Source organism: Pseudorhizobium sp. NPDC055634 (assembly GCF_053618655.1).
The window spans coordinates 20,251-32,631 of record NZ_JBSHHW010000008.1 but is presented as its reverse complement, the minus strand read 5'-3'; the positions used below and the strand labels follow the sequence as shown (position 1 = coordinate 32,631).

Genomic DNA, 12,381 nt, shown 5'->3' with positions numbered 1-12,381 from the left:
TATGAGTAAATAATGATGTATCAGACTTTCGACCGGATCACCAGCCAGGCGGCAGGCACGATGGTGATCGAGAGCGTAAGATCATGGCGGCATTCTCATCACGGATGATGAGAATTGCCGACGCCCGAATCCCCCGCATGCGCCCCGCTAGCAACGCTCCGGTTAACCGCTGACCAGCCTGAACGGGAAGGGCCTGCGCTATCGCAGGCCCTTCGTCTGCGCAATGTCCTTTGGCTCGGAGGCTCAGCCACGCTGGGAACGTTGCGCATACATCGGCGCATTTCGTACGACGCGCCAGTTGGGCAACCCGAGGCCGTAGGGCCAGGGCCAGACTTCCTTGTCATTGAAGTAGACGACTTCCTCAAGCGCCGGGTATTCGGGGTACTTGCGGGTAGCCTCCTCGACCCACTTCGTGAGGTAATCCTTGCCGCCTTCGTAGCCCAGTTCGGCGACCCAGATCGGCTTGCCGAACCCGGCGGACAGCTCGTAGCCCTGTTTCAGGCTTTCGGCGAAGGAACGCGGTGCGCCATACTCTATCTTGTCGAATGGTTCGTAGCCAAACACGCTGAGGCCGACGATGTCGACGAACTTGTCACCGGGATAGTAGGCCTGGAGACCCTTCTCGCCACGTGGCGACCACATCATCTTGGCTTCCGGCAGCGTCTTCTTGACGATGGCGTGCATGCGCCGGAAGGCCTTGATGTAGTCTGCCGGAGGCCACAGCGACCACGTGAAGCGGCCATAGGGATTATCCATCTCCTGAGCCCACCGGATCGTTATCGGGCACTTGAAGCCGGAAAGCGCATCGCAGATGGCCTGCATGTTGGCATCATAATAGCCGGAAAGAATGCGCTGACGCAGCAGGTTTGAGGACACGTTCCAGTTCTGGTCCCATGACCAGGGCTCGATCGTGATGAGGAGCTTGCGGCCACGTTCATAGGCATAGTCGTCGGCGGTGCCGAGGTTCGAGAGATCGACGTCCTCCCAGGGAAGGAACAGATGTTCCGTGACGTCGCCCTTCTCGTCTCTGAAATCACCGTGGGGGTCGTAGGCTCCGAAACGGGATCCGTTCGCGTGAAGGATCGGCCGCTTGTCCTTCAGGACGTCCCTGGAGGGTGCTGCCTCCGTTGCCTGGACCTGTGCCTCTGGCTGCGCCAGTGACTTGCCGGCGGTCATCGCAAATGCTGCGCCCCCGGCAAGCATAGCGGCTGTCTGAAGCATTCCGCGCCGGGATATGTTGATGCTTTTTTCGCTCATTGTTGGTTGCCTTTCTGATTTGCTGTCTTCGCGTCCACCTCCGCTTTGATCTTTGCGACCTCCTCCGATACGAGGTCTTTGTCCGTAAACTTGGCGTACTCGTCGGTATCGAGCACCGGCGAGTGCTTGAATGGATACCAGTCGCCGCTTCCCTCGCGCCGTTGGTATATGACCCCGTCGGCCTCCTTGTGGAGGAAGCAGGTCTTGTCCTTCTTTGCGCCCGCAGGCGTGTGCCAATCCGCGACGAGGCAGAGCCGGCCGCTGTCAGTCAGCCGGAAGCGACCCTCGCCGTAGCTCGGGCCATCCTCGCCGCGGCTGAAGGCGATGAACCGTCTGCCATCGCCGAAGAAACGCCCGGCACCCTCGCTCCACTGCCAGGTGCGATCCTTGACCAGCAGGAGGAGTTCCGACGCGCTCAGCGGCCGACCATCGGTAGTGGAGGCCTGCGAGAGAGATGATCCGACCCCGCACAGGAGTATCGCGGCCAGCAGAGCCATGCGGCCAAATCGTGCGGGGGAGGCTGCATTCCGGATTTTGTCTTTCATCATAGTCATGTTGACACCTTGTTCTACTGTCCGTCTCACGCGAGTTCGCCTTGGGTTTTCCGCGTCAGGACGTTGATGTCGGATTCCATGAACCGCGGTTCGTATTGCCCGATCGCGTGTGGCTCCAGGCCGGTTCGCCCGATGGTTTCGACCGAGAAGCCGTGGTTGGCAGCCTCTTCGGGGGGATAGACGCGGCGCAGGTCGATAAGCACGTCCCTGCGCATGACCGAGGCAAGTCTGGCGAGATCGATGTGCCGGATGTTCTCCCAGTCGGTCATGATCACGACTGCGTCGGCACCCTGCGCGCATTCATAGGGATCGTGATGGTAGGTGACATTATCCAGCACCTTCTTGGCCTGCTCGATCCCCTCGGGATCATAGGCATGCACCTCGGCGCCGGACCTCTGCAGCAATTCGATCAGCGGAATGGCCGGTGAATCGCGCATGTCGTCGGTGTTGGCCTTGAAGGTAAGGCCGAGTACGGAGATCTTCTTGCCGTCCACATCCCCGTGCAGGATATGGCGCACCTTCTGGATCATCCGCCGTTTGCGGGCGGTGTTTGCGGCTACGGTCTGCTCGACGATCCGCAGGTTGACGCCGTACTCCTGCGAGGTGCGCACGAGCGCCAACGTGTCCTTCGGGAAGCACGAGCCACCGTAGCCGGGTCCTGCCTGGAGGAATTTCGGTCCGATGCGGCTATCTGTGCCCATGCCGAGCGCAACGTCGGCGATGTCGGCGCCGACCGCTTCGCAAAGATCGGCCATCTCGTTGATGAAGCTGATCTTTGTCGCGAGAAACGCGTTCGAGGCATACTTGATGAGCTCGGCGCTACGGCGTTTGGTCTTGATGAGGCGGTAGCCCTTCGCCTGCAAGGGGGCATAGACCTCACTCAGGATGTCCTCGGCCGCCTTGTCGTTGCATCCGATCACGATGCGGTCCGGCTCCAGGAAGTCGCCGATTGCGGATCCCTCGCGCAGGAACTCCGGGTTGGACGCGACATGGATCGTAACTCCGGGCCGCGTTTCAGCAACGATACGCTCGACCGCATCGCCGGTGCCGACGGGGACCGTGGACTTGTCGACGATCACCGAGCCCGGCTTCAATACGGCGGCCAGGTCGCGGGCGCATTGGAAGACAAAGGACAGGTCGGCCTCACCATCGGTCTTGCGAGGTGGCGTGCCCACGGCGATGAAGGCGGCGTCGCACTGCGCCGCGTCGGCGATCTTTGTCGTGAATTTCAGCCGTCCGGCGGCAACGCCCTCGTGGACGAGAGCCTCGAGCCCCGGTTCGTAGATTGGTATCCCGCCCTTTTTAAGGGTCTCGATCCGCTTCGCGTCACGATCGACGCAGATCACGTCGTGGCCAATCCTGGCGAAACATGCACCTGCGACCAGACCGACATAGCCAGTGCCGACGACTGCCAGTTTCTTGCTAACCATTGCTTGCACTCCGGTATCAACTTTCCTGATTGCTGGGGTTCCAACGCGGCGCGAATCTCAGGTCCGGCTCGTCGGCCAACGACTTGCCGGCGCCGGTATAGGAGTAGACCGGCCGCGTCAGGGTGAACGCATCGATGCCCTCGTTCCAGGCTGCCACGCCCCTCAGACCGTTGTTGTGGATCGCCAGGCTGGTGGCGCTTCCAACGGTTGCGAGCAGGATTGCGACGAGCAGGCCCTGCGGGCTCAGAGGGAGGAAGCCGAGGCCGTTCTCCAGACTGTGCCGTATCAGCACGAGGAGGGTGAGGCCGCCATAGATGAGGGCATTGATGATATTGAACAGATAGAAGCCGGCTGCCGTGCCGGGATCGCGCACCAGCCACGCGGTGGTCGCCGAAACGAGCGCCAGGAAGAGATAGGGGGCTATCACCCTGAAGGGCAGATGCGCCGTGCTTTCGCGCCCTTTGGGCGTAACGCGGAAGTCGGCGACCCGGCCGCGGAGATGGTCGATGATCGCGGCCGCCGTGCCGAAAAGCGACCAGGGCCACCGCAGGAACAGGAAGGCCATCCCCTCCCAGGAGAGAATTCTGGCATCGGCGGGGCGGAACATCCCCGTCGAGCGCCACCAGTAGGCCATGACCAGCACCGTGGTCGAGGCCGGCAGCATGTGCACGAAGAAATCCAGATAGGTGGTGTTGACCATCGGCATGCCCGTCAGCAGGGCATAGACGGGCATCGCGTACATCATCGCCATCATGATCGAGAACAGCGGGTACCAGAACTGGGAGAACAGGAACTGGAATCGTATCCGGCCGTGCAGCTTCGGCACGTAGGTAGGCGAATACTTCAGCAGGATCATCATCAGGCTTCGAGACCACTGGAATTCCTGGACGACAAGGTCGGTAAAGGTGGCAGGACCCTCGCCATGGGCGATCGCGTCGATCGCATGGACTCCGCGCCAACCCCCGGCGTTGAACAGCAACGTGGTCGAATGATCTTCGGCAAGTTCGGGGCCGAGGCCGCCGATCTCCTTCAGGGCGGCAGTGCGGACCGTATAATGCGAGCCGATGCAGAGTGGCGCCCAACCGGCATTGTATCCAGCCTGCAATGCCCCATGCAGGCTCGCCTCCACATAGAGGCGGCCACGGGCCGCCCAACTCTCGGGAGCGTTGGCATCGCATATGCTCGGCGCGGAAACATAGCCTACGCGCGGATCGGCGAACGGGGCTACCGCGTGCCGGATGTAATCGGGAGAGGGCACGTGGTCGGCGTCGAACTGCGTGACGATATCGTATTGCGTGTAGCCGTACTGATCGTAGAAATAGGAGAGGTTTCCCTCCTTGCAGCGTGCCCGCCGCGGCCAGTCGGGCCGCTGATAGTCTGCGATCCCGTTCCGGGTCGACACGCTTACCCCGTGCTCGCGGCACCAGGCGAGCGTCGCGGCGTCCGGCTTCTCATCGGCGAGCCAGACGTCGCAGGAGACGCCCTCCTGCTTCAACGCTCCCAGAAGCGTCTTCTGCACCACGGCCAGGGGCTCGGACGGTGCCTTCGTCACCACCGCGGCTAGGCGCATGTCGGACGGTACGGGCGCGTTCTTCGGCGGTATCTTTGCGAAGGCAAAGATGAAGATGAAATAGGCCGGGGTAAACGTGGCCCAGGCAAGCGCGACGGTCACCGCGATATAGCGGGGATAGGTCTCGACATGACCGGGATCGAACCACCAGGCACCCAGATAGCAGACGCTGGCCACCCAGACCGCAATGCCGACCCAATTGACGGCCTTGCGCCAGCCCCGGAAAACCGGCTCCAGTCGTTCCGATGCCGATGCCGATGCCGATGCCGATGCCGATGCCGATGCCGGTCGCGGGCTGCGGACCTGTCCGACCCTGTCGGCGCGGCTGGAGGACGCGCGCTCGCTCCGGTCCGTATCCACCCGTCGCAGGTGATCTGCGGGTATGCCCTGATCTTCGAGAAGCAGCATGGCGTTACGTGGTGCGGCAAATCTTTTCCGCAGGCTCCGCCAGCTGGCGCCGGAAGTAGTCAATCGTCTCCTTCAGTCCGTCCTCGATGCGGACTTTGGGCTTCCAGCCGAGCAGCTTCGTTGCGCGGGTGATGTCGGGGCAGCGAACCCGAGGGTCATCGATGACGCTCGGGAGATGGATGATGCCGGAACGGGAGCCCGTCTCGGCGAGCACCAGCTCCGCCAGATCCTTGATGGCGATCTCGTGCGGATTTCCGAGGTTGACGGGCGCGGGGTGATCGCCGTCCAGTTCCATCAGGCGCAGCATCCCGTCGACCAGATCGTCCACGTAGCAGAAGGATCTGGTGTAGTTGCCGGTGCCATAGATCGTCAGGTCCTGGCCCGTAAGAGCCTGGACGATGAAATTCGAGACCGCCCGTCCGTCGTCGGACCGCATTCCCGGGCCGTAGGTGTTGAAGATGCGCACGACGCGGACGTCTGCACCGCGAAGCCGGTGATAGTCGTGGAGCAGCGTCTCGGCGCAGCGCTTGCCCTCGTCGTAGCAGGCGCGCGGTCCCATGGTATGGACGTTGCCATTATAGCTTTCCCGCTGCGGGTGCTCGAGCGGATCGCCATAAACTTCCGACGTAGACGTGTGCAGGATGCGGGCGCCGTTGGTCACGGCAAGCTCCAGCATGTTGCGCACGCCGAGCACGCTGGTGAGGGTCGTCTTGATCGGATCGGCCTGATAGGCGGGGGGAGAGGCCGGGCAGGCGAGATTGAAGATGCGGTCGACCTTCAGATCGAGCGCATCGCATACGTCGTGGCGGATGAACTCGAAATTGGCATCCCGACGCAATTCGTCCACATGTTGCGGCATTCCCGATGTCATGTCGTCAACGCAGACGACCTTGTCACCTCGTCCGAGCAGCTTCTTGCAGAGATTAAACCCGATGAAGCCGGCACCGCCGGTGACCAGCGATACTTTGTGAGACGTCATAGCGGTTTCCTAATAAAGATAGCGCGGCGCCGGGTTTCCATCTGTCCGAACGCCAAGGCAGCTACCGCGCCGATATATATCGCGAGAAACTAATATATGTTGATCTAAATCAATTCGCCAGGGGAGAAGGCCGAACGGGATCCGGCTCGGAATGATAGGAACCCGTCCGGGTGCTGTTTCCTCGGACAGGAGCATTCAAGCGCGCGTGAACGTGAGGAAGTCCGCGCACAGACGTGGCTCGTCACATCCGGAACGGAAGCGACGGGATCGACGTGGCGCTACCGGCATCGACCGTCGTCCGAGCAGGTGGGGTGTTGACCTGGGCGTGTTGGCGAGGGCTGGCGCTCAGCGATAGACCATGCCGCCGTCCGTCAGGATTGCCTGTCCCGTGATGTAGTCTGCGTCGGAGCTGGCCAGGAACGAGACCAGTGCTGCGACGTCTTCGGGCGTTTGCGCGCGACCGAGGGCAATGCCTTGGACGAACTTTTCGTAGGTTGCGCCCTTCGGCGCGCCGGTGAGCTTGGAGAATCTTTCGTCGATCTCCACCCACATGTCCGTGCCGACCACGCCGGGGCAATAGGCGTTAACGGTAATGCCATCGGCTGCATATTCCTTGGCGGAGGCCTGGGTGAGCGCGCGCACGGCAAACTTGGTCGCCGAATAGATTCCGAGCATTGCATAGCCTTCATGGCCGGCAATTGACGAGGCATTGATGATCTTGCCCTTTTGCCCTCGAGCCTTGAATTTCTTGGCGGCGGCCTGAATCCCCCACAACACGCCCTCGATATTGATCTTGAAGATTTTCTCAACGTCTTCCGGCAGGACGTCCTGGATCGGCTTCACCTGGGCGATGCCGGCGTTGTTGACGATGACATCGAAACCGCCCAGTTCCGCCTCCGCGTGATCTATGGCGGCATAGACCTGTTCACGGTCGCTGACATCGGCGGCGAAGACCGATGTTCTGGGACCGATGGCCTGGATCTCCTTGGCGACGTCGCCAAGCTTGTCCGCCTTGAGGTCCACCAATGCGACATCGAAGCCGTCGCTGGCCAGCCGCAGGGCAATGCCTCGGCCAATCCCTTGTGCGGATCCGGTGACGAGGGCAACTTTAGCTTGATGAGACATTTGCCGTATCCTTTTCGTTGCCTGAGGAACCATCCCCACCATGGGTCTTCGACCTATGATGGACGATCGTTTGCCTTGAACTCGGATACTGAACCGCATCCGCGACCCAAGCACATTGACGGAGATCAGCCCGCAGAATGAAAGTTACGGGCACGCCTCGGACGGACGAAGAAGCCTGCCCGCATGGACAGGCAAGGTCCGCTCTCGAGTGGAAGAGCGGAGGGTAAGGCTGCGACCTACTCGCGGGTCACGGCTGGCTCGGCGACAGCAGGCTTGTTCGAGACCGCCAGTACGAGGCCGGTCAGGATGACGGCCACACCGGCCACGAACAGGAGACCGAGCCGATCGCCGAACATGAAGGAGGCCGCAGTGATCCCGAACACCGGCTGAAGGTACTGGACGCTCGCCGCGACCCGAGCCGGAACGGCCCGGAGGATATGGAGCCACAGGAAAAGGCCGGCGACGGTCACCATGACACCCAGATAGACCGCGGCCCATATGGCCTGGGCCGTGAGTTCATAAGAGGCGCCCTCCATCTCGAACGCCGCAAGAGGCAGGATCGCGACGAAGCCTGCAAGGGCGTTCCATGCGGCGACAGGCAGCATCCCGTACTCCTCCGCCAGCTCGGCACTCCAGATGTAGTAGAAAGCGATGGCGAGAGCCGAGACCAGCATCCAGGCGACGCCTGTCATCGTGGTCTTCGACAGGTCGTCTGCCCCTGCGCCGCTTCCGGCGGCCACCAGCGCAATGCCACAGAAGGCAAGCAGGAGACCCGTCCAGTGCCTTCCCGCGACAGGCTGCCCGAGCCGCATCGCCGCGAAGATGACGATGAAGATCGGAATGGTGGCCGATATGATGGTCCCGACGGACGCGGACGTGCCCTGCACCCCGAAGGACTGGGCGACATTGCCGAGCGTGATCCCCATAACGCCGAGTGCGACGATGCCGGGAACGGCCCGGAGCGGAACCCGAAGCCGGCCCGCTGCCAGGATCAGCAGCAGGGGTATTGCCACCACGAACCGCAAGGCGGTGAACATCAGCGGCGGGACGGTCTCCAAGCCGAGCTTGGTGATCGGGATCGAAAGCCCCCACATCACGGCCAGCAGCAGCATGGCAAGGACGCTTCTCGTGGAAGCAGAAGGTTTGCGGGCGGCGCTGCCCGCCATGGGAAGGCTGTCGGTCATCGGCGTGGGTTCATCGTGATGGAAGCGTGCGTTGCCGTCATTCCTATGCTACGGCTCACGCAGCTTACAAACGATAGGTTCTCACAGGATGCGTGATCCCTGTTCACGCATGAAGTCATGGTCGACCATCTCCCGCCGCTCCAGAACCTGCGCGCCTTCGAGACAACGGCAAGACGCCTCAGCATGACGCTCGCGGCCGAAGAACTTCGCCTGACGCACGGCGCGGTCAGTCGCCAGATAAAGGCGCTGGAAGAAAATCTCGGAACCCCGCTCTTCCGGAGGCTGACCCGGAAATTGGAACTGACGGAAGCCGGCTCGTCCTTCTTCGGCGTCGTGACCCGTCTCCTGTCGGATCTTGCGCGGGAGGCGGAGGCAATCCGGAGCCGCAGCGATACCCAGCGTCTCGTCATAAGCTCGGGCGTATCGTTCGCCAGCAAATGGCTGACGCCGCGCCTGCACAGGCTCATGGCCCTTTATCCGGAGTTCGATGTCCATCTCGAGGTTACCGATATCTCGGTAGACTTTGCCAGGAGCCAGATCGACGTGGTCCTGCGCTACGGACCGGGCATCTATCCCGCCGCCACGGCGGAGCGGATCATGAACGAAACGGTCTCACCCGTCTGCGCGCCCGCCTATCTGGACGAGGTGGGAGGGCTGGCGGACCTTGCCGATCTGGCAAGGTGCAAGCTCATCCACGAGGTCGGAATGACGGCGACGTGGGAACGCTGGTTCACGATGGCGGGCCTGCCTTACCCGAAGGCGCGTGGCCCGGGCTACAGCCACGGCAGCATGTCCATCGAGGCTGCCATCCGAGGCGAAGGCGTGGCGCTCGGCAGGAGTGTCCTGGTGGCCGAGGACCTCCGTCAAGGCCGCCTCGTCGCGCCGTTCCCGCAGGCAAGGCTGGATGTCGAACTGGGCTACGATCTCCTCTACAGAACCGGCAGCCGGGATCATCCCAAAGTCCAGGCTATCCGAGCCTGGCTCGCAGACGAGGTTCGAAACACTGGGGCAGGGTAGGAGCCATGACGTCCGCTCGTGACGCTTTTGAGGCCTGGCACCACCTTGGGCATCAGGTCGCCAATGACGCCAAAACGGGATCCGGCACGACTAGAAAAACAAGGGAATCAGGGCTTTTCGGGAGAATTGGCTGGGGAACCTGGATTCTCACATGATTTCAATGGCTTAGCTTAAAAGCCTCGAAATTCCCTCTGTTTTCCGATCGCGAGCGACCGTGGATGCCACCTTTGTGCCCTGGCTTTGGGCATCAGTCAACTAGACGGTCGAGCGGCAATAATTTCCGCACTCGCGAAGAAAGTTACAGTGCCCGGGATGGCCGCTTTGCGCCACAAGCGGACATTCGCTTTGGATCACCTCAACCTGATTGGGGCCCGATAGTTGTCTGTCCGGAGCGGAATGAATGACCGATTTGCACGGATACGTATCACGCCGGCTTTGTGGCCGCGAAAGCCACCGCCAATGCATCCATGACTGCTTGAAGCCTTGGCTCCATATCAATCCCGGCCACGACAGCCTGTTCCACATGGGCGGGGTGTACGAAGACCGTAACGGCGTCTCGAACCACACCGGCAGTAGCGTCGAGATCGAGGGTGCGGAATTCTCCCCTTGCGACCCCATCTTCCAGCACCTGCCGGACGAGCCCTGTCATTCGTCGCGCATAGTCGGCGACAAGGTCCGGACGCTCCGTCACGATTCGGCGGTACAGACCATGGATTTCGGGGTCGTCTCCCAGCTTGGCGCGTTTGCTGCGATGGAGTGCCAAGACGAGACCGCGCAACCTGTCGCCCGCAGACCCATCGGCGTGCACGAAACGGGCGGCCAGCTCGGCTTCCTCGGCCATGGTCCGTGCAGCCAAGGCATCGAAGATATCCGCTTTGGAACGGAAGTGCCGGTAGATGGCGGAATGGGACAGGCCCATGGCCTTGGCGATATCGACCACGTTGGTCTTTGCCTCGCCAAAGCGACGAACCTGCTCGGCAGCCGTGTCGAGGATGCGGTCGCGATGATCGGGCGCGTCATTTGTCATGCGCAGGTCTTAGCCGACAAAAAGACGAACTGCAACACGTAACAGATTTCATATTTTGTATTGTGTATTATGCGCGCGTGTGGCACCTTGGGACTAACAGAACCCAGGAGATCGTCATGAGCAGCATCTTACCCCCGCTTTCACCCCGCCTCGCCCTTGTCACTGGCGGATCCGGCTTCGTTGGTGGACATCTCATCTGCCGGCTGCTTTCGGACGGCTGGCGCGTCCGAGCGCTCGGCCGCAGCACAGAAGCACTGGCAGGCGTGAAGGCGCTGGGTGCTGAACCGGTCGCTGGCGACCTTCTGAACCACGCCTCGCTCACCCATGCCATGGAAGGAGTCGAGGTTGTGTTTCATGTCGCGGCGCATTTCAAGCTCTGGGGACCGATGTCTGAGTTCCGTCGGATCAACGTTGACGGCACCCGCAATGTCGTTGAGGCGGCCGAGCGGGCCGGCGTGCGCCGCGTCGTCTATGTCAGCGCCGCTGCTGTCGTGATGGGCCGTCCCGAACCGACGCAGGGCGCGACCGAGGCCATGGCCCTGCGCAAGATGGCGTTTGCCCCTTATGCAGCCTCCAAGGCCGAAGCAGAGGAGGTGCTGTTGGCGGCGAATGGTCGGCGCGCGGGATTTTCCACGGCGGCCATTCGTCCTCCCTTCATCTGGGGGCCAGACATGCCGGCCCTTGACCACATGATCGAGACCGTCCGCAAGGGGCAGTTCCAATGGGTCGCCGGCGGCGGACAGGCCCTGTCCACCTGCCATGTCGATAACCTGTGTCACGCACTGATCCTCGCCGCCAACCGTGGATCGGGCGGCGAAGCTTTCTTTGTGAGTGATGGCGAGGACACCACATTGAAGTCGTTCCTGACGCGGCTGCTCGGCAGCCGCAACGTCACACCTAAGGAGCGCAGCGTGCCGTTCGGCGTTGCTTGGGTCATGGCCGGCCTTATGGGTGCGGTCTGGCGAGCCTTCCGCCTCAAGGGCGAGCCTCCGATCACCCGGCAGATGCTGCGCCTGATCGGCAAGGATTTCACCATCGACATAACTCGCGCACGCCAAGAGCTTGGCTATGTTCCGGAAATATCGCCAGCCGAAGGTATGCGTCGAATGCGGCCAGATGATGCCGCTGCTACTGTCATGGCCCTCGATCAGCCCCTTCTGGCGGCAGCGTCATGAGCCTCACAGCAACCTTGGTCGGCGGCGACGGTGCAACCTTTTTCCGGGCGTGGCTGTCGGACCCGCTGGCGATTGCCGCAATCGCCCCTTCAGGAGCCGCCCTGGCCGCCCTGATCACGTCGAGGATAGGGCCACAGACGGGGCCGGTGATAGAGCTTGGACCTGGCACCGGGGTCTTCACCCGCGCGCTCTTGGGACGCGGAGTGGAACCGCAACAGTTGCTGATGATCGAACAGTCGCCCGCCTTCACCCTTCTCCTGCGACGCCGTTTCCCGGATGCCGATGTCGTTTGCGCGAGGGCAGAAGACCTGGCACGCCATGCGCACGCACGTCTGGCAGAGGCACCAGGGGCCATCGTCTCGGGCCTGCCGCTTCTGGCGATGAGCGTAGCATCTCAGATGCGGATCCTGTACGCAGCGCGGACCGTTCTGAGGCGGGGCGAACCCGGTCGCTCCCATGGCGCTTTCTACCAGTTCACCTACGGCCACGTGCCACCTGTCCGCAGGGAGGTGGCGCGACGGCTATCCCTGGAGGTAAACTGCATCGGCAGGACAGCCTGGAACCTGCCCCCGGCATCGGTATATGAGTTGCGGATGTCGAAGGCGGCGCACGCAAGCGCCTGAGCGGGCGCAAACCGGTACCTTCGCAGTTGGAC

At 62.1% G+C, this 12,381-nt stretch carries 11 protein-coding genes; 3 read left to right on the top strand and 8 right to left on the bottom strand.

All coding sequences use genetic code 11. From position 1 onward, the window contains the following. Positions 1–243 precede the first annotated feature (243 nt). The 7 genes from ACWGPT_RS14160 to ACWGPT_RS14130 all read right to left on the bottom strand — a co-directional run bounded on the left by ACWGPT_RS14160 (position 244) and on the right by ACWGPT_RS14130 (position 8,435). Positions 244–1,257 carry a glycoside hydrolase family 26 protein gene (locus ACWGPT_RS14160; RefSeq protein WP_452606256.1) on the bottom strand — a complete coding sequence of 338 codons (1,014 nt, stop codon included), beginning with the start codon at positions 1,255–1,257 and terminating at the stop codon, positions 244–246. Beyond that, positions 1,254–1,754, bottom strand: coding sequence for a DUF995 domain-containing protein (locus ACWGPT_RS14155; RefSeq protein WP_452606255.1), 501 nt, complete (start codon positions 1,752–1,754; stop codon positions 1,254–1,256). The genes ACWGPT_RS14160 and ACWGPT_RS14155 overlap by 4 nt, the downstream gene beginning before the upstream one ends. An 83-nt stretch (positions 1,755–1,837) precedes the next feature. Beyond that, positions 1,838–3,241, bottom strand: a complete 1,404-nt coding sequence (locus tag ACWGPT_RS14150; RefSeq protein WP_452606254.1) for a UDP-glucose dehydrogenase family protein — start codon at positions 3,239–3,241, stop codon at positions 1,838–1,840. 16 nt (positions 3,242–3,257) lie between these two features. Continuing rightward, the gene (locus ACWGPT_RS14145) at positions 3,258–5,219 is read right to left on the bottom strand and encodes a glycosyltransferase family 2 protein (protein WP_452606253.1); all 1,962 of its coding nucleotides are present in this window, start codon (positions 5,217–5,219) and stop codon (positions 3,258–3,260) included. A gap of 4 nt (positions 5,220–5,223) precedes the next feature. After that, positions 5,224–6,198, bottom strand: coding sequence for a UDP-glucuronic acid decarboxylase family protein (locus ACWGPT_RS14140; protein WP_452606252.1), 975 nt, complete (start codon positions 6,196–6,198; stop codon positions 5,224–5,226). A 345-nt stretch (positions 6,199–6,543) separates the two neighbouring features. Further along, positions 6,544–7,365, bottom strand: a complete 822-nt coding sequence (locus ACWGPT_RS14135; protein WP_452606251.1) for an acetoin reductase — start codon at positions 7,363–7,365, stop codon at positions 6,544–6,546. A 194-nt stretch (positions 7,366–7,559) separates the two neighbouring features. Next, positions 7,560–8,435 (bottom strand): DMT family transporter, encoded by an 876-nt coding sequence (locus tag ACWGPT_RS14130; protein ID WP_452606415.1) that lies wholly within the window; start codon positions 8,433–8,435, stop codon positions 7,560–7,562. 189 nt (positions 8,436–8,624) lie between these two features. Here ACWGPT_RS14130 and gcvA point away from each other — a divergent pair, with 189 nt between their 5' ends. Further along, positions 8,625–9,524 (top strand): transcriptional regulator GcvA, encoded by a 900-nt coding sequence (gcvA, locus tag ACWGPT_RS14125; protein ID WP_452606250.1) that lies wholly within the window; start codon positions 8,625–8,627, stop codon positions 9,522–9,524. 424 nt (positions 9,525–9,948) lie between these two features. Here the strand turns inward: gcvA and ACWGPT_RS14120 are convergent, their stop codons facing one another. Next, positions 9,949–10,551: a TetR family transcriptional regulator gene (locus tag ACWGPT_RS14120; protein WP_452606249.1), complete on the bottom strand. Its 603-nt coding sequence runs from the start codon at positions 10,549–10,551 to the stop codon at positions 9,949–9,951. Between the two features lie 116 nt (positions 10,552–10,667). Here ACWGPT_RS14120 and ACWGPT_RS14115 point away from each other — a divergent pair, with 116 nt between their 5' ends. Further along, positions 10,668–11,726 carry an NAD-dependent epimerase/dehydratase family protein gene (locus tag ACWGPT_RS14115; RefSeq protein WP_452606248.1) on the top strand — a complete coding sequence of 353 codons (1,059 nt, stop codon included), beginning with the start codon at positions 10,668–10,670 and terminating at the stop codon, positions 11,724–11,726. Further along, on the top strand, positions 11,723–12,349 hold the full coding sequence (locus ACWGPT_RS14110) for a class I SAM-dependent methyltransferase (RefSeq protein ID WP_452606247.1): 627 nt from the start codon (positions 11,723–11,725) through the stop codon (positions 12,347–12,349). The genes ACWGPT_RS14115 and ACWGPT_RS14110 overlap by 4 nt, the downstream gene beginning before the upstream one ends. Positions 12,350–12,381: the final 32 nt, after the last annotated feature.

Bases quoted from the DNA above. Each gene is read 5' to 3' on its own strand.
- ACWGPT_RS14140 (WP_452606252.1), bottom strand. From the start codon at position 6,198: ATGACGTCTCACAAAGTATCGCTGGTCACCGGCGGTGCCGGCTTCATC.
- ACWGPT_RS14135 (WP_452606251.1), bottom strand. From the start codon at position 7,365: ATGGTGGGGATGGTTCCTCAGGCAACGAAAAGGATACGGCAAATGTCT.
- ACWGPT_RS14150 (WP_452606254.1), bottom strand. From the start codon at position 3,241: ATGGTTAGCAAGAAACTGGCAGTCGTCGGCACTGGCTATGTCGGTCTG.
- ACWGPT_RS14115 (WP_452606248.1), top strand. From the start codon at position 10,668: ATGAGCAGCATCTTACCCCCGCTTTCACCCCGCCTCGCCCTTGTCACT.
- ACWGPT_RS14155 (WP_452606255.1), bottom strand. From the start codon at position 1,754: ATGGCTCTGCTGGCCGCGATACTCCTGTGCGGGGTCGGATCATCTCTC.
- ACWGPT_RS14120 (WP_452606249.1), bottom strand. From the start codon at position 10,551: ATGACAAATGACGCGCCCGATCATCGCGACCGCATCCTCGACACGGCT.
- ACWGPT_RS14145 (WP_452606253.1), bottom strand. From the start codon at position 5,219: ATGCTGCTTCTCGAAGATCAGGGCATACCCGCAGATCACCTGCGACGG.
- ACWGPT_RS14160 (WP_452606256.1), bottom strand. From the start codon at position 1,257: ATGAGCGAAAAAAGCATCAACATATCCCGGCGCGGAATGCTTCAGACA.
- gcvA (WP_452606250.1), top strand. From the start codon at position 8,625: ATGGTCGACCATCTCCCGCCGCTCCAGAACCTGCGCGCCTTCGAGACA.
- ACWGPT_RS14130 (WP_452606415.1), bottom strand. From the start codon at position 8,435: ATGCTGCTGCTGGCCGTGATGTGGGGGCTTTCGATCCCGATCACCAAG.
- ACWGPT_RS14110 (WP_452606247.1), top strand. From the start codon at position 11,723: ATGAGCCTCACAGCAACCTTGGTCGGCGGCGACGGTGCAACCTTTTTC.